The 19,369-nt window shown below is 42.7% G+C and carries 13 protein-coding genes and 1 riboswitch; of the genes, 7 read left to right on the top strand and 6 right to left on the bottom strand.

Annotated elements, in window-relative coordinates; genetic code table 11:
- The first annotated feature begins 1 nt into the window (after position 1).
- Together AAGU76_RS16415 and AAGU76_RS16410 are read left to right on the top strand one after the other, a co-directional pair.
- Positions 2 to 2,440, top strand: coding sequence for a glycogen/starch/alpha-glucan phosphorylase (locus AAGU76_RS16415; RefSeq protein ID WP_342486606.1), 2,439 nt, complete (start codon positions 2 to 4; stop codon positions 2,438 to 2,440).
- Positions 2,441 to 2,511: 71 nt separating this feature from the next.
- On the top strand, positions 2,512 to 4,302 hold the full coding sequence (locus tag AAGU76_RS16410; RefSeq protein WP_342486605.1) for a glycoside hydrolase family 13 protein: 1,791 nt from the start codon (positions 2,512 to 2,514) through the stop codon (positions 4,300 to 4,302).
- Between the two features lie 78 nt (positions 4,303 to 4,380).
- On the opposite strand, the gene AAGU76_RS16405 is transcribed toward AAGU76_RS16410, so the two are convergent.
- A complete protein-coding gene (locus AAGU76_RS16405; RefSeq protein ID WP_342486604.1) occupies positions 4,381 to 6,489 on the bottom strand; it encodes an FAD-dependent oxidoreductase in 2,109 nt (702 codons plus the stop codon).
- Between the two features lie 237 nt (positions 6,490 to 6,726).
- Positions 6,727 to 7,431: a response regulator transcription factor gene (locus AAGU76_RS16400; RefSeq protein ID WP_342486603.1), complete on the bottom strand. Its 705-nt coding sequence runs from the start codon at positions 7,429 to 7,431 to the stop codon at positions 6,727 to 6,729.
- Between the two features lie 144 nt (positions 7,432 to 7,575).
- Between AAGU76_RS16400 and AAGU76_RS16395 the strand changes: the two genes are divergently transcribed.
- The gene (locus tag AAGU76_RS16395) at positions 7,576 to 9,390 is read left to right on the top strand and encodes an ATP-binding protein (protein WP_342486602.1); all 1,815 of its coding nucleotides are present in this window, start codon (positions 7,576 to 7,578) and stop codon (positions 9,388 to 9,390) included.
- A gap of 34 nt (positions 9,391 to 9,424) precedes the next feature.
- On the opposite strand, the gene malQ is transcribed toward AAGU76_RS16395, so the two are convergent.
- The 4 genes from malQ to AAGU76_RS16375 form a co-directional block, all read right to left on the bottom strand.
- Positions 9,425 to 10,909, bottom strand: coding sequence for a 4-alpha-glucanotransferase (gene malQ / locus AAGU76_RS16390; protein WP_342486601.1), 1,485 nt, complete (start codon positions 10,907 to 10,909; stop codon positions 9,425 to 9,427).
- 65 nt (positions 10,910 to 10,974) lie between these two features.
- The gene (locus tag AAGU76_RS16385) at positions 10,975 to 12,285 is read right to left on the bottom strand and encodes an MATE family efflux transporter (protein ID WP_342486628.1); all 1,311 of its coding nucleotides are present in this window, start codon (positions 12,283 to 12,285) and stop codon (positions 10,975 to 10,977) included.
- Positions 12,286 to 12,471: 186 nt separating this feature from the next.
- Positions 12,472 to 13,650: a methionine adenosyltransferase gene (metK, locus tag AAGU76_RS16380; protein WP_342486600.1), complete on the bottom strand. Its 1,179-nt coding sequence runs from the start codon at positions 13,648 to 13,650 to the stop codon at positions 12,472 to 12,474.
- A gap of 71 nt (positions 13,651 to 13,721) precedes the next feature.
- Positions 13,722 to 13,816: riboswitch (SAM riboswitch) on the bottom strand.
- 128 nt (positions 13,817 to 13,944) lie between these two features.
- Positions 13,945 to 14,220, bottom strand: coding sequence for a hypothetical protein (locus tag AAGU76_RS16375; protein ID WP_342486599.1), 276 nt, complete (start codon positions 14,218 to 14,220; stop codon positions 13,945 to 13,947).
- A 510-nt stretch (positions 14,221 to 14,730) separates the two neighbouring features.
- On the opposite strand from AAGU76_RS16375, the gene AAGU76_RS16370 reads away from it, so the two are divergent.
- The 4 genes from AAGU76_RS16370 to AAGU76_RS16355 all read left to right on the top strand — a co-directional run bounded on the left by AAGU76_RS16370 (position 14,731) and on the right by AAGU76_RS16355 (position 19,350).
- Positions 14,731 to 17,367, top strand: coding sequence for a phosphodiester glycosidase family protein (locus tag AAGU76_RS16370; protein WP_342486598.1), 2,637 nt, complete (start codon positions 14,731 to 14,733; stop codon positions 17,365 to 17,367).
- Positions 17,368 to 17,435: 68 nt separating this feature from the next.
- A complete protein-coding gene (gene mscL, locus AAGU76_RS16365; protein WP_342486597.1) occupies positions 17,436 to 17,858 on the top strand; it encodes a large-conductance mechanosensitive channel protein MscL in 423 nt (140 codons plus the stop codon).
- A gap of 106 nt (positions 17,859 to 17,964) precedes the next feature.
- Entirely contained in the window at positions 17,965 to 18,462 is a 498-nt protein-coding gene (locus tag AAGU76_RS16360; RefSeq protein WP_342486596.1) for an SEC-C metal-binding domain-containing protein, read from the top strand.
- An 18-nt stretch (positions 18,463 to 18,480) separates the two neighbouring features.
- Positions 18,481 to 19,350: a DMT family transporter gene (locus tag AAGU76_RS16355; RefSeq protein ID WP_342486595.1), complete on the top strand. Its 870-nt coding sequence runs from the start codon at positions 18,481 to 18,483 to the stop codon at positions 19,348 to 19,350.
- The last annotated feature ends 19 nt before the right edge of the window (positions 19,351 to 19,369 follow it).

Below are 19,369 nucleotides of genomic sequence, written 5' to 3'. Positions count from 1 at the left end.
AATGCAGGAACACAATTTTGACGCCAGACTGATGGAAATCCTCATCGATGAGGAGATTTCACGGTATTGGAATACGGAGCCCCAGGTTGCCAGCCCTGTGCAGGTTTACAGAGCCCTTTGCATCGTCATAAGGGATTTGCTCCTTAAAAAAAGAAAAGACTTTTTAAATCAGGTCAACCGGTCAGAGGGAAAAAAGGTATATTACCTGTGCATGGAGTTTCTGCTGGGAAAATCCCTGAAGAACAACCTGTACAACTTGAAAATAGAGAAAGAAGTTTCAGTAGCTTTAATAAAGCACAAGGTAACCCTTGAAGACATGTACAGCATAGAAAAGGACCCGGGCCTTGGCAATGGCGGCCTGGGCAGACTTGCTGCATGCTTCATGGACTCTCTTGCCACTCAGGACTATCCTGCGGTGGGCTTTTCCATAAAGTATGAATTCGGCCTTTTTAAGCAGAAAATTATAGACGGATGGCAGACGGAGCTTCCTGATGACTGGCTGACAACTTCTGATGTGTGGCTTATCCCTCGTACAGAAGAAAGAGTTGTTGTGAAATTTGACGGCAAGATTCGTGAGGAATGGACCAATGAAGGTCTTAAAATACACCATGACCATCCAACTCAGATTGAAGCCGTACCGTATGACATGATGATATCAGGCTACGGCAGCAGCGCAGTAAGCCTGTTAAGGCTGTGGGAATCCAGAAGCCTCAACAGCATCGATATGAACCTCTTTTCCCAGGGCGATTATCTAAGGGCATTGGCTGAGGATTCACTGGGCGAGGCAATATCGAAAGTTCTGTATCCTTCCGACAACCACTACGAAGGAAAGATTCTGAGACTCAAGCAGCAGTACTTCCTTGTGTCAGCTTCAGCTCAAAACATCGTCAAAGCACACTTAATCAGGTATAACACTTTGGACAATTTCAGCCGGAAGGTGGCCATACACATAAATGACACCCATCCTGCATTGGTTGTACCTGAACTTATGCGCATATTCATGGATGATTACGGCTATTCGTGGGATGAAGCATGGCACCAGGTGGTGAACTCCGTATCCTATACTAACCACACCGTCCTTTCGGAAGCCCTTGAAACCTTCGATGAAAACATTGTAAGGGTAAAACTTCCGAGAATTCACATTATACTGGAAGAAATAAACAGACGTTTCATGGATGAAGCCGCCGGCAGGTACAGCGGCGACAGAGCCAAAGCTCTTCAAATGTCCATATTCGGATACGGAAAGGTGAACATGGCAAACCTGTGCATTCGCGGAAGCCACTGCGTCAACGGAGTTGCGGCACTTCATACCGACATACTCAAAAAGACCATTTTTCGTCCATTCCATGAATACAGTCCAGGCAAAATCATAAACGTAACAAACGGCATTACGCACAGAAGATGGCTTACTCAGGCAAATCCAATGCTTAACGATCTGCTTGTGGAACTTGTTGGGGAAGAGTACATCCTCAAACCTGAAAAGCTCAGCCTTCTAAAAAATTACAAAGATGACTCCTCCGTGCTTGAAAAACTCTCGGAAATAAAGCACCATAACAAGGTGCGGCTTGCGGAGCACGTTTTAAAAAATGACCATATAAGTCTGAACACAGAGTCTATTTTTGACATTCAAGCAAAAAGGCTTCATGAGTACAAGAGGCAGCTTTTAAACGCCATGCGCATCATAAGCCTCATCATAGACATAAACGAAGGAAACACAGGTGATCTGGTTCCGGAAACATTCATTTTTGCAGCCAAGGCCGCTCCGGGATACTACAGGGCCAAAGAAATAATACAGCTCATAGTTGCCTTAAGCGATTACATCAACAAGAACACATTCATCAAAAAATACATAAGCGTAGTTTTTATTGAAAATTATTCAGTGAGCCTTGCTGAAACCATCATTCCAGCTGGAGAAATCAGCGAACAGATTTCACTGGCAGGAAAGGAAGCAAGCGGAACCGGCAACATGAAGTTCATGATTAACGGGGCACTGACCATTGGAACCTATGACGGAGCCAATGTGGAAATTATCCGGGAAGCAGGGGAAGAAAACTTCTTCCTGTTCGGTCTTCGTGATTACCAGGCCGAAGAACTGTGGAACCAGAACTATTCATCCATACAGTATTACCAGAAAAACCCGAAGCTTAGAAAGATAATCGACTTCCTGAACAAGGGAATCAACGGAAAGTCATTTGAATCCATTTCAAAATATCTTCTCGGCGGTTCTGCCGTTGGAGACCCGTACATGTGCTTTGCCGATTTTAACGGCTACATGGATGTTCACGGAAAAGCATCCCACCTGTATTATGATGACAGGAAAAAGTGGAATCAGATGTCACTGATGAACATTGCTTCTGCAGGAATCTTTTCCTCCGACAGGACAGTAAGGGAATATTGCGAAAAAATATGGGCATTGAAACCGGTTAAGGATGAAAATTAAAGAATAATAAATACTTTGTTGGGCAAATAGATGAGATTTATCTTGGATTTGCCTTATATTCAGAGGTGGTTATGTATATTTTTGACAGCCGATCGGAATTTTACAGATTTCCTCAGGGCGGAATCGAAGCGGGAAAAATACTTACACTGAAGATTCATGTTAAGCGTTCATTTTCCTCATTGCCGGAGGTGCTGGTAGAAAAAAGGCACAATTACACAAAGGAAACATTCATGAGAAAGCCCATGGAGTGGGTAGCTTCAGAAAAAACCTTCGATTTGTATAAATGTTTATTTTCAATTGATGATCCCGGCAATTACTTTTTTTCGTTTATACTTGAAAATGCCATCTCCACGGAGCTTCACCAACTTATCGTCCATGAAAAAAACTACAGCACTCCGGACTGGATAAGGGGAGGAATCATTTACCATATCTTTGTTGATCGCTTTTACAGGGAAAGAATACTGCACAAGGATGATGAAATAATCATACGCAGCAGCTGGGGCGATACACCTTTTTATATACCCGATGAAAAAGGAGAAATCAAGAACAACGACTTCTTCGGGGGAAATCTTGAGGGAATAATAAGGAAACTTCCTTACATTAAGAGCCTTGGAGCATCTGCCATATACCTTTCGCCTATATTTGAGGCTCATTCCAACCACAAGTACGATACGGGCGACTATATGTCGGTTGATCCCATGTTCGGATCGGAAGAAACACTTAAAGAACTTTGCGTGGAAGCTGAGAAATTCGGCATTTCTGTAATACTTGACGGCGTATTCAGCCACACAGGCTCAGACAGCATATACTTCAATAAGGAAAACAGGTACAGCTCAACAGGCGCCTTCCAGAGCACGGACTCCCCATATTTCGGCTGGTATACTTTCCGCAGATGGAACGATGATTATGACTGCTGGTGGAACATTAAGATCCTGCCTGCACTCAACAAGGAAAACAATGATTATATGGAGTTCATAACAGGGGAAAATGGAATCCTGAACCACTGGCAGAAGTGCGGCATCCGCGGCTGGCGGCTGGATGTGGCTGATGAGCTTCCTGACAGTTTTTTAAACAAACTGAGGAAATCAGTGAAAACAGCTGACCATGAAACCCTGATCGTAGGTGAAGTTTGGGAAGACGCCTCAGACAAGTATGCCTACGGAAAGCTGAAGCAGTACTTCTGCGGCAATCAGCTGGACTCGGCAACAAATTATCCGCTCAGAAACGCCATAATAGACTACCTTAAAAATCGTGACTGCAGATTGCTCTATGAAACAATGGGCTTCATAATGGAAAAATATCCTCCTGAATCTGTGAACTGTCTGATGAACATACTGGGAACCCACGACACGGCCAGAATTCTGACGGTGCTGGGCAGCACAAAGGTTCCTGAAAACAAGGAAGAAATGGCCTTCATGAAGCTTTCGCTCCAGGAAGAAAGGAAAGGAATCAAACTTCTTAAAATAGCAGTTCTTCTGCAGATGACGCTTCCCGGAGTTCCCTGCATCTACTATGGAGATGAAGCAGGAATGCAGGGATGGACAGACCCCTTCAACAGAAGGTGTTTCCCATGGGGAGATGAAAACAAGGATATCTTAAATCATTACAAGCTCATGGGAAAACTCAGGGAGAGCTTCGAAGTGTTTAAAGACGGAAAATACAGATGCCTTGTTCATGAAAAAGGTTTCTTTGCATTTGAAAGGTCCATAAAGGACACTAAGATAATTATAGCTGTAAACATTGCTGATGAAGAGACAACTTTGATACTTAAACATGAAATGAAAGAATATATCAACAGCTCCATCAGCAAAAGCTTCACCTTAAAATCCTGTGAATATCTTGTACTGCACAATGATTACTAGATTTATCGGCATATAACAAATAGCCGCCCTAATTCCATACAGGCGGCTATTTTATTTATTTGTAGAGGGAGAGCTTTGTTATTTACCGGCTGCTGCGTTTATACCTGCTATGCGGCCGAATGTAAATATGTCTGCTATGGCATTTCCGCCAAGTCTGTTACCTCCATGGATACCTCCGGTAACTTCACCGGCTGCCCATAAACCAGGAATAATGTTTCCGTCTTTGTTAATAACGTGAGTTTCAGTGTCTATTACAACACCGCCCATTGTATGATGCAAGGATGCTTTTCTTGGGCTTATGCAAATTCCCACCTCGTCATGAGATTCAATATAATCAAGATCAATTGCTCCGGATAATACTTCTTTGCCAAATTCATCATCTTTTTGAGCTGCTACGTAGCTGTTGTATTTTTCAATAGTTTCACGAAGCTGCTCTTCTGTAAATGCAGGAGCTACGCCTGCTGCCGGTGTCTTTGTGGCTTCTGCCAATTCGGCAAGATTTTTTCCGTACCAAATGTGTCCGCCTTCAACCATGGCTGCAATACGTTCATCATATTCAGTACCCTTTATAAGCTCTTCTGGATTTCCAACATTTCCTCTGCCAGCATATACTATATAGAAAATTTTATCTTTAAGAGCCAGCGAAGCTTTTGCAAGAACATCACGTTCTGCATATTCGTTTACAAATCGCTTGCCATTGCCGTCAATCCAGATTTGTTCTGCTGCATCTGCCCAGATGCCGTCAGTCATGGTTCCTTTAACAGGTGATGAAGAAGGCATCATTTGTGCAACTTCCATTCCTGTTAAATCAGCGCCGATTGATTTTGCCATTATTATTCCATCGCCTTCATTGGTACCCAGGTTAGTTGATAAGGTTCTGTCTGAAAGGTCATCTCCCCAATATTTGTCATATTCTTTAACCATGGCAGCATTTGCGGCGTATCCTCCTGTGGCAAGAACGACACCTTTTGTTGTATTTACTGTAATCTGTGTACCATCTGATTGCTCAGCCTTTGCACCGATTACCTTGCCTGATGCATCTGTTAAAAGTTCAGTACCGCTGGTTTCTGTATATATAGCAACGCCCTTTTCCTTGGCAACCTTTACAAGCTGAGGAATACGTTCAGCTCCAGACATGAAACTGTGTGTTCTGGGCCACATAGCTCCAAGAACAGTTCCAGTACCAGGGGCTTTGCCGTATTGAGCTGTCTTGCCATAAGAAGAATTAAGACCCACACTTCCCATCCATACAAAAGAATCAAGTGCACTTTGGGCTAATTCTCTTGCAAGTTCAACTTTTGGAGCTATCCAGCTTCCATCTGATAATTGTCTGAGTCCTCCGGTATAAATGTGCCACATATGCAATGCGACAGAATCAAAACCCGGCATATCGGTTCCTGCTTCTTTACCTGCATTTGCTGCATAAAATGCATTGATATCAGCTTTCAGCTCTGTCAAAACTTCTTTCCATTCAGGATAGACATCAAACTTAAGCTTTGCATCAGCAGGATCAAGTGCCAGATATCCATCCAATGTGGCTTTTTGTGCTTTAGACAATATCATTATACTTTGAGCTTCAGTGTCAACGGCATTGTAAGCTGCGCCTGCCATCATTGTATTTCCACCAAGTACGGAGCCTTTTTCAATAAGGATAACTTTGGCGCCCTGTTCAGCAGCGCTGATAGCTGCAGTGAGACCAGCTCCTCCTCCGCCCATTACAAGAACGTCGGTATCCCATGTCTGTGGATCTTTTGGTGTTGCCGCAACCTTGTTTGCCTTTAAGGCATCTACATCCAGCCCTGCTGCCTTTGCTGCCTCAGCAACTGCATTGATAATACCAAAGCTGGACAGGGTAGCACCTGTCACAGTGTCTACTGACAAGCTTTGATTTTCGATTATCTGTTTTGGGATGCGCTCAAACGCCACCACTGAAACGTTTGGAGTTTCCTTATTTTCTATAAAAGCGATATCTGTAATTTTACTGTCCTTAACTGTAATGCTTACAGTTATTGGTCCCTGCATACCTCCTGCAGTACCTTCAAAATTGCCGTTTATAAGCACTGGCTTTTCTTCTGCAACTGGTGCTTCAGCCTGCTTTGCACAGCCCGCAGCAGATAAAATCATTCCGCTGCACAGCAGCACGGAAATTATTCTTTTCACCTTTTTGTTGAGTTTAATTAACTTCATAATCTTAACTTCCTCCCTTTATAAATCTTTTGTCAAAATAATAACATAACATTCGCAAAAAGGTGGTTAAATAGAAATTAATAATTATTTTTGTTTTTATCCTAAATTTATCGTTAATCCGAGGCTTTTTGAGTTTTTATTAATTTGCAATCAAAAAATCCTCAAAACTTGTACAAAAAGTCTCAAGGAATTAAAAAATGTTAATATGTCTAACAAAATAAATTAATTGTTTCTTAATCATTGACTTGCTGAAAACTCTTCCAGCAAATCAAAATAATATCCCCTGCCCCATTCCAATTTAAGAAACATCGGGTTTTCCGGATTATCCTCAATCTTTTCACGTATGTTATGTATGTGAACTATTACAGTACGTGTATCCCCATAGCTTTTTTCCCCCCATATTTTTAAGTAAAGTTCTTTTGGAGTGAAGTACTTGCCGCTGTTTTGCATCAGAAACGACAAAATTTTAAATTCAGTGCCTGATAGCTTTATTTCTCCTTTAGGTTTTACAACTACATGCCGTCTGGCATCAAGAACAAAGCCCTTGCACTGGAGCAGATTCTGGGTAGGCTGAATTTTTTTTTGGTAGCGTCTGAGATTGGCTTGAATCCTTGCTTCAAGAACCTTGTTGTCAAAAGGTTTTGCCAAAAAATCATCGCCCCCCTTTTCCAAGGCACGAACAATAGTATCGCTGCTGTCAAGGCATGATATGAATATGATCGGACAGTCGTGCCATTCTCTCATGCGTGAGCACAGCTCAACACCGTCCACGTCCGGCAAGAGAATGTCAAGCAATATTACGTCAAAGTCATCCCGTGCATTTGCAAAAGCCTCCCCTCCCGTTTTCACCCATACAACCTGGTACGTTTCGGCTTGTTCCAAATAGTATAAAATCACCTTTGCCACCAGTGGGTCGTCCTCAATTAATAGTACGCGGGTCATAAATCCACCTCTTTGTTATATGATTTTTAATCATTTGTCAGTTATTAAATGATATACAAAATAATTTTTATTTGCAATACCTCTTTTAGAATTACTTGACACAGATTATGTTAATAGTATAACATTTAATTGTTGGAGGGTAAAATGAAAAAAAATTATTTTAAACCTATAGCAGTATTTATGCTTGTAGTATTTATAACATTTGCAGCATGCGTTAAACTTAACGACAGTTTTGATACGCTTAGAAGCGGACAAGTATTTTCACTGTCAGACAAAGCTAAAATATACTCATTGACCGGTTACAGATGGGATTCAAATACAAAAAAATATTACTTTGATATTGTTGTTGAAGATATAAATCAGCCTCTGTCGCTGATATACGGATTTATACCCGATGACATTTATGTGAACGGAAGTGCTGTCGCACGTTCTTCAGATTTTAACTATTCCCGATTTTCAAGCATCACGATTGATTCAGGCTGGTACGATAAAAAGACAAACACTGTGGAATTGGAGTTTTACGGCAAAACCAATCCTTACAATCAGCCCGTTTACCTGACTACAGCAAGCGGAGCTGCCACTGCGCTTCCTGCCTATTACATGACTTTTGCATTTACTCTTGGTATTACATTTATAATGTCACTGTATGGATTGTCTCTATATTTTAATAAACCCAGCGAAAAATACATAATATGGTTCTCCGTCTACACCGGTGCTCTTACCCTTTGGGGTTTGAGCTCTCTGCTTTTGGATATGGACTGGAGCTTTATTCAACCGTTGGTTTCTCACGCTTATGGCTGGTGCGCACTGCTGGACATAGTAATTTGCTTCAAGATCTTCGACACCAGACTTCCCGGAAAATTAAACTGGATTCTAAGCCGTAAGGGTGTCATCACCATACTTTTATTATGGGCAGCCATTGAAACATATTTACCCAAAACATTCAGAGACTATTATTTCCTGTTCTTTTTTTCCATTGCCGCACTTGTATATGCCTGTGCCAAACACAAAAAAGGAGCATGGATGCTTCTGGTTGGTCATACCACAAGTCTTGGAATGCGATTGTTTTTGGCTGTTTCTCCTGTTAAAATGACACAGGTAAGTTATGTTCTGAGAGTCATGCGCTATTCGAAGTTATTTAACCTTCCTTTTGCCATCTGCTGCATGTTTTTGATAAACAGGCTGTTTGCAGAAAAATTTTCTGAATCCGAAGCCCTTGCAAAGCAACTGGAGCAGACAAATCAAATGCTGGAAACCAAAGTCTCAGAAAGAACACTGGCATTGAGAAATGAACAGAAACAACGCAACACTTTCATGATGAACATATTCCACGACCTGCGAACTCCGCTTTTCGTTCTGAAAGGATGTCTGGAAAGAGTTAATGAAATTCCCGGCCAGCTTACTCATGAGTTTCCTGTGATGAAGGACAGGCTAGATTTCATTCAGCACCTTGTGGACGATTTGTTCCTGATGGCAAAACTTGAAGACAAACAGGTAATACTGGAAACTGAACGGGTGCCGCTGGATGAGCTTCTGAGCAGGGTTGTTCAGGCATGTGCGGTGGTCAGCGAAAAAAAGGAAGTTACCCTTGGTTATAAAATCGTTAATGAATGTGTCACCTGGGGTGATGAGTTTCGTCTGGAGCAGGCACTTCAAAACCTAATTGTCAATGCCATATACTACACAAAGCCCGGGGGTAAAGTAAGTGTTGAGCTGAAATCCGCTGATAATAATGCTCTTATATCAATTGCTGATACAGGTGTCGGAATTGCTCCTGAAGACCTGGACAAAATATTTGACCGATACTACCGGGTAAGCGGAATCGATAAGCATCATTCAACAGGACTGGGGCTGTCAATTGCCCAGGAAATCATACATCAGCATCAGGGAGACATAACAGTGAAGAGCAGCCTTAGTGTCGGAACAGAATTTACATTGCGGCTGCCGGTAATCATATAACTGCAAGGACGTCCGACATGCACTACTCGTTTCTTTATCGTCCACTGGTTACGGCAACTTCCCTTATTTTGCCTGCAAGCAAATCTGTGAGCATTTCTTTTCTCATCCTCCATGTCCAGTTGTCTCCCAGGGTGGAGGGAGTGTTCATCCTTGCTTGTGACCCCAGGCACAGGTAATCCTGCATGGGTATGATGCAGAGATTTGCCTTGCTTTTGGAAACTGCGCCTATGATATCATATAGAATGTCCTCTTCATCCCTGAAGGCAGCTCCTTCAATGCCAAGCTTTTCAAAAACCATGGTTTTTTCCGAATTGTCCATCCTGCTGAGCCATCCTCTGAGAGTGTCGTTGTCGTGGGTTCCGGTGTATGCCACAAAGTTTTCCTCATAGTTTTCCGGAAGGTATGGATTTTTCGGGTTGTTGTCAAATGCAAACTGCAGAACCTTCATTCCCGGAAATCCGAATTTGTTTCTGAGGTCTTCAACGCCTTTGGTTATTATACCCAAATCTTCTGCTATGATGTCCAGGTTCCCGTACTTCTCTCCCACAGACTCAAAAAGTTCGTTTCCGTACGCTTTCATCCAGCTGCCGTTCACGGCATACTCTGACTGAAAAGGTACTGCCCAGAACTGTTCAAAGCCTCTGAAATGGTCAATGCGTACAGCATCGTAAAGCTTGAAGGACCATTCTATTTTTTTCATCCACCATCCAAAGGAATTTTCCCTTAAATAATCCCAGTTATAAACAGGATTTCCCCAGAGCTGACCTTTTGATGAAAATGCATCCGGCGGAACTCCGGCCACGAGACTCGGCTTCAAATCATCCCCAATTAAGAAAACATTTCTTTGGCACCATACATCCGCACTGTCCATGGCTGAATAGATAGGAATATCCCCTATGAGGCGCATACCTTTTTTCCCGGCATAGTTCTTAAGCTTAAAATATTGTTTGTAAAATAAGAACTGTGTGAATATCCAAAAATCAGTTTCATCCTTTAATTCTGACTGGGCCTTTTCAACAGCTTCCTTTTTCCCTGCTGCCGCATCATAGTCCCACCTATGCCAGGGAAGCTGCTTATTTTTGTACTTAAGGGACATGAAGAGTGCATAATCACTGACCCAGTCATTTTCCGAAGCAAAACCTTCAGCATTCGCACGGCAGCAGGAGTTATCATAGGCCTTTCTCAGCACATCGTACCTTTTAAGAAATTGCTTCTGGTAATCCACAGGCCTTCCGTCGCATTCCTCTTCCAGCTCCCGGCAGTCCCCGGCCGAAATCAAACCATCATCAATCAGTTCCTCCAGGTCAACGTACAAGGGGTTTCCGGCAAAGGATGAAAAGGGCGAATAAGGTGAATCTCCGAAGGATAAAGGTCCCAAAGGAAGCATCTGCCAGTATTTCTGGCCGGCCTTACACAAAAAGTCTATGAAACTGTACGCTTCCCTTCCAAGTGTTCCTATGCCGTACCTGGACGGCAGGCTGCTTACGGAAAGGAGAATTCCGGAACTTCTCTCAATCATTTGCTTCTCCGTTTTTATAATATAGTACCACTATATTGCTCCGTTTTAAAAAAATGATAACAACATTAAGCTTCGTCCTCTTTCAGGCTTCTCCACACTGTAAGAAGCATGGTGCCGAAACAAGCTGCTCCCCCTACGGCCTCAGAAATGGGCTCCGCCAGGAATACCCCCTTTATGCCAAGCCCCCAGAACCTGGGCAGCAAAAGAACCATAGGCATCACCAGAACAACCTTCCTGAATATGGAGAAAAATATGGCATACCTGGACTTTCCAAGAGCCACAAACACAGACTGGCCCGCAGACTGAAGAGCCATGAGGAAGAAGCATGCAAAAAACAGTCTGATCATCGGCACTCCCGCTGCAAGCACCTCCGGCTGGCTGTTGAATATTCGTATGAAAAAATCAGGGAATATTTCAATCATGAGCCATATGAATGTGTTGTACAAGACTGCCGAAACTGCGGTAAACTTGATGCAGCTTTTCACTCTGCTGTTCTTCCCGGCACCGTAGTTGTACCCCATAACCGGCTGGGCTCCGCTGGCCAGCCCCATGACCGGCATTGAAAATATTGAACCCACGGAATTTATTACGGTCATAATTCCCACATACAGGTCTCCTCCGTACATCTGAAGCGTTGCGTTGTTGACTATCTGAATGATGGAATTGGTTATCTGCATTACGAATCCCGATGTTCCCAGGCCCACGATTTTCATTACCCTGTCGTAATTAAGCCTGAAGTTTTTTTTCTTGAGTGTCAGTATGGCGTCGTAACCCGTCAGAAACTTCAGCACCCAAACAGCCGAAATGAACTGTGACAGGATGGTGGCCAAGGCGGCACCCTCAACACCCATATCCATGGCAAAAATGAATATGGGGTCCAGTATTATGTTTGAAACAGCACCCATTACAACCGTCATCATGGCTACTCGTCCAAAACCCTGCGAGTTTATGAAGTTGTTCATTCCAAGGCTTATCATGACAAACACGTTGCCCAGAAGGTAAATTGTAACATAGCTGTCCGCATAGGGAAATGTTGCGTCACTGGCTCCGAACATGTACAGCACCGGTCTTTTTATCAAAATACCCACAGCAGTAAGCACAACTCCGCTTGCAACCAGCATCACAAAGGAATTTCCCATTATGTCCTGAGCTTCCTTAAAGTTACCCTTTCCCCTTTCTATGGAACAAAGGGGAGCACCGCCCATTCCGAACAGGTTGGCAAATGCAGCCACTATTGATATTATAGGCAGGCACACTCCCAATCCCGTAAGAGCCGTGAATGCATCTCCCGGCATCCTGCTTATGTAGATGCGGTCCACTATGTTGTACAAAACATTCACCAGCTGAGCCAAAATCATGGGCACAGCCATATCCATTATGTGCTTTGCCACGCTTCCCTTAGAAAAATCATTTACTGTTTCCACACATAACCTCTTTCCTGTTATTATAACCAAAAAAATTTTACTGTCCATTGAATGGTACTACCTACAGGACAAACTGTCAAGAGTACAGGACAGGCCCGCTAATTTGCTGCAAAAAAAATACCCCGAAGGGTATTCATTTTACAGGTATTTCTTCAACTCTTCAACCTTGTCTGTCTTTTCCCAGGGAAGATCAAGGTCGTTTCTTCCGAAGTGGCCGTATGCTGCCACCTGCTGGTAAATCGGTCTTCTCAATTGGAAATTTTCAATTATTGCTGCAGGTCTTAAGTCAAAGTTTTCTGCAACTGCCTGTTCAATTTTTTCATCATCAATCTTGTTTGTTCCAAAAGTTTCAACCATTATTGAAACCGGCTTAGCAACTCCTATGGCATAAGCAAGCTCAACCTCGCACTTATCTGCAAGTCCTGCTGCAACAATGTTCTTTGCAATGTGTCTTGCTGCATATGCTGCTGAACGGTCAACCTTTGTAGGATCCTTTCCGGAGAATGCTCCTCCGCCGTGTCTTGAGTATCCGCCGTATGTGTCAACTATTATCTTTCTTCCGGTAAGTCCTGAGTCTCCCTGCGGTCCGCCTATAACGAATCTTCCGGTTGGGTTTACAAAGTACTTTGTATTTTCATCAAGAAGCTCTGCAGGAACAGTTGTCTTGATAACATGCTCCATAAGGTCCTTTTGTATTGTTTCTCTGTCGGCTTCAGGATTGTGCTGAGTTGAAATAACTATTGTGTCAACTCTTGCAGGCTTGTTGTCGTGATATTCGATTGTTACCTGAGTTTTTCCGTCAGGTCTTAAGTATGGAACAGTCTTGTTCTTTCTTACTTCAGACAGCTTCAGTGAAAGCTTGTGTGCCAGTGATATTGGCATAGGCATAAGTTCGGGAGTTTCGTTGCATGCAAATCCGAACATCATTCCCTGGTCTCCTGCACCGATCATGTCATTTGTGTCAACGTGAGCCTTCTTGTATTCGTCGGCTTCATTAACGCCCATTGCTATGTCCTGTGACTGTTCTTCTATTGATGTAAATACGGCGCATGTCTTATAGTCAAATCCGTACTCTGCGTTGTCATAACCAATGTTTTCTACTGTTTTTCTTACTATTTTTGGAATATCAATGTAGCAGTTTGTGCTTATTTCGCCTGCTACCAGGACGAAACCTGTTTTAGTAACTGTTTCACAGGCAACTCTTCCGTTTGGATCCTGTTCCAAAATTGCATCTAGGATGCCATCTGAAATCTGGTCGCACATTTTGTCCGGATGACCTTCTGTAACTGATTCAGATGTAAATAACCATTTCTTCATCTTTTAAATCCTTTCTGTTTAAACTACAAAATAAAAAACTCTTCCGCAGAAGAGGTCCATACTGTCTGTTAGCCTCATCTTTCGGAAATCCGCGGGAATTGGCACCTTGAATAATCAGGCTGCCGGGTTTCATCGGGCCTCGTCCCTCCACCACTCTTGATAAGGAGTTTGATTTATAATAGCATATACTATTTTTAATGTCAATAATATATAATTATTTTATAAATTATTTTTTATCCGTTGCTATGCTTCAAATCCGTTGCTTTTTTAACATTCTGCCTGTTTAACCGTCATCTATTCAGTTTTTGTGTCCTTTCTGTCAGGTACATTGACGAATAAAGGAATTTCAGCTATCCTGCCATAAGAACGGACACCATCGGAATCGAAATAATAAATCTCTTCATTATTATAAACAATATATCTGTTTTCAGTCTCATTTAAAGCAAATACATTGTCGTATATTTCCTCATATGTTCCTTCTTCCAGGAACTGAAACTGTTTATACCTGTAATAATTATTGTTTTTATCAAGAACAAAGTATTCGGCATCTTCAGATTTTTCATCTCCCATAACATAAGTTCCTACCATATTCCCACTTAGTCTGCTCTGCTTATCCAAATTAAGAAAAAACAGAACAATCACCAGCACAATCAAAAAAACATATGCAATATTTCTATATATGCATTTCGCTATCTTATTGATAAACATTCAATTTCCCTCCCAAATATAGCGTGTTTATGAAGATATTTTTTATCAACTGTACTTATTTTCAGCCTTCAACACTCCTCTAAATATCCCTTACTATATAGACGGTTTTAAATCAAAAAAGTAACAATTTTTCAAAATAATTTTTAAATATTAAAACTCAATCGTTGATGATTTTTGCAGGGAACCATTTAGACAATTCTAATAATATAAACTCTGAACTTTTGTTAAGTTTACCTGTTATATCATTAGAACCGCATTTGATTTGGAACTTTCATAATTAAAATGCGTCATAATATATACTGCAATTCTATAATTTGCTAAGCTGATTGTTCAATTAATTCTTAATAAATTATATTTTTGTGGTATAATTGAATGGACACTAAAATGAAGGGAATGATTTGCTTGAATATTAAAAAGATAGCGGCAGTCTCTGCAGCTGTTGCCTTAATGCTGACATCCAGGGCGTATGCCAGCAGCTTCTACACTGTCTACGACTTAACGGAAGAAACAAGGCTCTCTACGGGCATTACATATGAAAGAATTGAAAGGTACACCTCCCTGGGATGGATGAACATCAATGTAGTAAGGGCTGACCTTACGGATGAATACACGTCCGTGGACCCCATAACCAGTGAAAAAGGAGTTTCAAACAGGGCCGTATTAAGCTCCATGATGAAATCATCAGGTGCTGTGGCTGCAGTTAACGGAGACTTTTTCTACATGGGAAGCCCCACATACACATACGGTCCTCTCATAGCAGACGGTAAGCTCATAACATCGCCGCTGCCGTACAGCTACGGTTATCCTACCGTATCGAGGCTGTTGAACGGAAATGTTGACATTTCTGTGTGGAATCCAAAGATTACGCTTTACGGTTCCGATGGAACTGCCTTCGATGTAACCGTAATCAACAAGACATCGTCCCTTGAGTGGGCACCTACAATCCTTACACCCCAGTGGAACGGCACCACGCCGGGATACACAACAAAAGACATTGTGGAGGTTGTGGTGGTTGACGGCACGGTATCTGAAGTCAGAAAGAATCAGCCTTCAACTGCAATACCCTCAAACGGCTATGTAGTTGCCAGCTCCAATGCTTCAACCATAAACCAGATGCTTTCCTCATTCCAGACGGGAAATCCTGTGTCACTTAACATAGAGCTTGATTTCGGCACAAGCGACGTTGAATGGGCCTTCGGAGCCCTGAATTACCTTGTGAAGGACGGACAGTTCAACGAGGCCAGCAATGAAGTCCTGGGTTCAAACCCCCGAACAGCCATCGGCTTTTCCAGGGACAACTCTGAAATGATAATGGTAACCATAGACGGAAGAAACAAAAATTACACAGGCGTCAAGCAGACGGAGCTTGCCCAGATAATGATTGACCTTGGTGCATACAATGCCGTTAACATGGACGGCGGCGGATCAACCACCATGGGAGTGGACTTTTTGAAAAACTCAACCATATCAGTTGTAAACATTCCTTCCGACGGAAGGGAAAGGAATATTGCTTCAGGGGTTGGAGTATTCAACAACTCTCCTGACAGCGACAATGCAAACAAAATTGAAATAACCGCTGCCTCAGGCGCTGTTTTCAACAACACGGAAACTGCCCTTGAGCTAAAGGTATACAATGAATACTATACGCCTATTGATGTGAAGGATAAAGATGTCGTATATACCGTGAAGCCTTCAACAGCAGGAAAGGTTTCGGGCAATGTGTTCTATCCGGCCAGATCAGGCAAAGCAGTCATAACGGCAGCTGTGGGCAGCGCCGAAGGAACCGTTGAAATAGAGGTTCTCGACAAGCCGGTTGCTCTCAGTTTTGATGTAGATACCCTTGTCCTATCCCAGGGTGACACCTACAACCTGGGCAGCGCTGTGGGTATTGACAAGGATGGAAAAACAGCCTACATTCCTGCAAAATACCTTTCATACACCTATAGAAACAGGGTAGGCAAGGTCACTGACGGAATATTCACCGCAGGTGACACCAGCAACACAGGAGCCATTACTGCAACCTTTGGCGATGCAGTTAAAAACATTATAGTGAAAGTTGGCTACAGGTTCAAGACGCAAAACCGCTTCGAGGAATTGGACGATTTGAAGCTCAGTCTGTATCCTGAGGGCTCTTCCGGAAACATTTCCATTACAAAGGATTTTGTAAAGGAAGGAAACAATGCCCTCAAACTGGAATATGACTTCACTAAAATGACCGACCAGAGCATAGCCTTTGTTGAATTCGGCAAGGACGGAGAAGGAATCAGGCTTGAAGACAAGCCAAAGGCAATTGGAATGTGGGTTTACGGAGACGGCAAAAACCACTGGCTGAGGACTAGAATCGCCGATGCTTACGGAAACCAGATAAAAATCACATTTGAGGATGAAGTCAACTGGACAGGATGGAAATGGGTTGAAGCATTCATTCCTGAAGGAACAGCATATCCGGTTACCCTCAAGAATATATACCTGGCGGAAATCAACGAGACAAGAAAAGATTCGGGAACAATTTACATCGACAACCTGAGGATAATGTATGAGCCCAAGGACAAGGAACTTGGACTGAGGGAAGAAACCAGGTTCACAGATTCCCTCAAAGCATCGTCGGTATCCAGCTACGCTCAAAGGCTGGTTATTTCTGACAATAAAGGCGAAATCAAGACATCCGGCGGAAAAGAAAGCAGCATTGTGTACTTTGACGGTGTAATTTCAAACGGAACCATGAGCGCTGCAAACACGACAATGTGGAACAACATAAAGAGCTTCCTGAACTACGAGGACAAGGTTCTGGTCCTGTCACTGAACAACAGCCTTAGCAGCATCAACGACCAGCGTGAAGTGACTCTGCTCAAGGAAATTCTTGAAAAGGCAGCAGAAAACAATCAGGTTTTCGTTGTGTACAAGGGAGATTCAGAAAGCACAGCCATCGAAAACAACATAAGGTATATAGAATATGACGATTCATTTGAACTGGGCACAGACGGTGTAAGCTCATCATATAAAAATTGACATTTCCTGCATAAAAAGCTATTATTGTATTAGGTTGTACTTATAATAATAACAATCGGGAGGAAAATATGTGGAACGAATTTAAAAAGTTTGCATTCAAGGGAAATGTTTTGGATATGGCAGTGGGCGTCATAATGGGCGGTGCCTTCGGGAAAATAGTGACTTCTGTAGTCAACGACCTCATAATGCCTGTTCTCGGATTTTTGTTGTCAGGCATGGACTTCAAGTCCATGAAGTACGTAATGAGCCCTGCAATCATGGATGGAGACACTGTGGTTAAAGCCGAAGCAGCAATAGCCTACGGAAATTTCATACAGAACGTGGTTGACTTTTTGATAGTAGCAGCATCCATTTTCCTGTTCATTAAACTTATAAACAAATCAAAGGAAAAACTTGCAAAACAGGAAGCACCGGCTCCGGAAGCACCAAAAGGACCTTCACAGGAGCAGCTTCTGACCGAAATAAGGGACCTATTGAAAGAAAAGCAGTAACCAAAAAGAGCCTCTGGCTCTTTTTCCTTGCAAAAAACACTATTTATCTTGAAATATTATTTATTTCTGATAAAATAGACTAGTAAAAACCTAGGGAGGAAAACATATGAGTTTATATACAGTATGGAACGAAACACTGAAAGGAATCACCACTCAGGAAGAATATCAGGCCTTCTTCAATGATTACATGGCCAAGGAAGCTGAGTGCTACAAAAACATCCTGGCAGCAAAAAATCCTGTTCTTGAAGGAACAGTGAAAGAGCTGGCAGAAAAGAACAACATGACCGCTGTTGAGTTCGTGGGCTTTTTAGACGGAGCAAACACAAGCTTCAACGAGTCCCTTGAACTTGAAAACCTTGAGGAAGATTCCCTGGTGAAAGCAGAATTCGACTTTGAAAAGCTGCTTTGGAACATGCATGATTCTAAGGCAGAATGGCTCTACGGAATGGATGAATGGAACAACATCTTCGACGATGAAAAAAGAAAGCAAATAAAGAAAGATTACAACCGTTCTAAAATAGTTGTAAAGGGAGATAAAACAGGCCGCAATGATCCATGTCCGTGCGGATCAGGCAAAAAATACAAGAAGTGCTGCGGCAAGTAACACGGCCCGGGGGGATTTATGAATAAGACAAAGGGGTTGACCTTCGCTGTTCTCGCAGCCTTTATTTATGGTTTCACCCCCATATTGGGAAAGCTTTCCTATCTGGAAGGAAGCAACTTCATGTCTCTGACATTTTACAGGAACTTCCTTTCAATTCCTCTGCTTTATGCAGCATTGAAGCATAAGAACATACCTGCAGGGTGCAGCAGGGACGAGCTTAAAAAGCTTGCAGCCCTGGGGGCCATGGGTTCCACTCTTACGGCGCTTACTCTCTATGCATCCTACAATTACATTTCAGTAGGCATGAGCACCACCCTTCACTATATATACCCGGTCCTGGTGGCTGTGTCCTGCATAGTGATATTCAAGGAAAAGGTGAGCCGTGAAAAAATAGCCGCCCTGGTTTTTTCAACATTGGGCGTGATGATGTTTTTTGAAGGAAGCTTCAGCATTATGGGCATCGTGCTTGCTCTGATATCGGGAGTTGTATACGCTGCCCACATTCTGTTCATCGACAAAAGCGGGCTCAAGCACATGTATCCTTTTAAAATAACATTTTATGCTGCCATATTTTCATCGGTGTATCTTTTCATTTTCGGAATGTTAAGCAAAAGCATAGTTTTTGAAATGACCTTTGAAGGATGGCTGTACACGTTTCTGGTGGCTTTCTTCGTGTCGTTTCTGGCCAACACCTTCATCCCTATCGGCGTCATGCATGTAGGGCCTACGGTCACATCCATCGTGGGCATGTTTGAACCCATAACCAGCATCGTGCTGGGAGTGTGGTTCCTGGGGGAACCGCTGACAGCCAGAAACGTGCTGGCCTGCGTTCTAATTCTTGCCGGAGTGCTCATAGTAACAGTTACAAAAGACAACAAGCCCGCGTAGGGCTTGTTTTTATATTTTT

The organism is Sedimentibacter sp., from assembly GCF_038562225.1.
Classification (GTDB): domain Bacteria; phylum Bacillota; class Clostridia; order Tissierellales; family Sedimentibacteraceae; genus Sedimentibacter.
This window is presented reverse-complemented; position numbering and strand designations above follow the sequence as displayed.

What these genes read in the sequence shown, in the direction of transcription:
- AAGU76_RS16405 (WP_342486604.1), bottom strand. Translation starts at nt 6,489, where the DNA reads ATGAAGTTAATTAAACTCAACAAAAAGGTGAAAAGAATAATTTCCGTG.
- AAGU76_RS16400 (WP_342486603.1), bottom strand. Translation starts at nt 7,431, where the DNA reads ATGACCCGCGTACTATTAATTGAGGACGACCCACTGGTGGCAAAGGTG.
- mscL (WP_342486597.1), top strand. Translation starts at nt 17,436, where the DNA reads ATGTGGAACGAATTTAAAAAGTTTGCATTCAAGGGAAATGTTTTGGAT.
- AAGU76_RS16370 (WP_342486598.1), top strand. Translation starts at nt 14,731, where the DNA reads ATGGACACTAAAATGAAGGGAATGATTTGCTTGAATATTAAAAAGATA.
- AAGU76_RS16360 (WP_342486596.1), top strand. Translation starts at nt 17,965, where the DNA reads ATGAGTTTATATACAGTATGGAACGAAACACTGAAAGGAATCACCACT.
- metK (WP_342486600.1), bottom strand. Translation starts at nt 13,650, where the DNA reads ATGAAGAAATGGTTATTTACATCTGAATCAGTTACAGAAGGTCATCCG.
- AAGU76_RS16415 (WP_342486606.1), top strand. Translation starts at nt 2, where the DNA reads ATGCAGGAACACAATTTTGACGCCAGACTGATGGAAATCCTCATCGAT.
- AAGU76_RS16395 (WP_342486602.1), top strand. Translation starts at nt 7,576, where the DNA reads ATGAAAAAAAATTATTTTAAACCTATAGCAGTATTTATGCTTGTAGTA.
- AAGU76_RS16385 (WP_342486628.1), bottom strand. Translation starts at nt 12,285, where the DNA reads ATGGATATGGCTGTGCCCATGATTTTGGCTCAGCTGGTGAATGTTTTG.
- AAGU76_RS16375 (WP_342486599.1), bottom strand. Translation starts at nt 14,220, where the DNA reads ATGGGAGATGAAAAATCTGAAGATGCCGAATACTTTGTTCTTGATAAA.
- AAGU76_RS16410 (WP_342486605.1), top strand. Translation starts at nt 2,512, where the DNA reads ATGTATATTTTTGACAGCCGATCGGAATTTTACAGATTTCCTCAGGGC.
- malQ (WP_342486601.1), bottom strand. Translation starts at nt 10,909, where the DNA reads ATGATTGAGAGAAGTTCCGGAATTCTCCTTTCCGTAAGCAGCCTGCCG.
- AAGU76_RS16355 (WP_342486595.1), top strand. Translation starts at nt 18,481, where the DNA reads ATGAATAAGACAAAGGGGTTGACCTTCGCTGTTCTCGCAGCCTTTATT.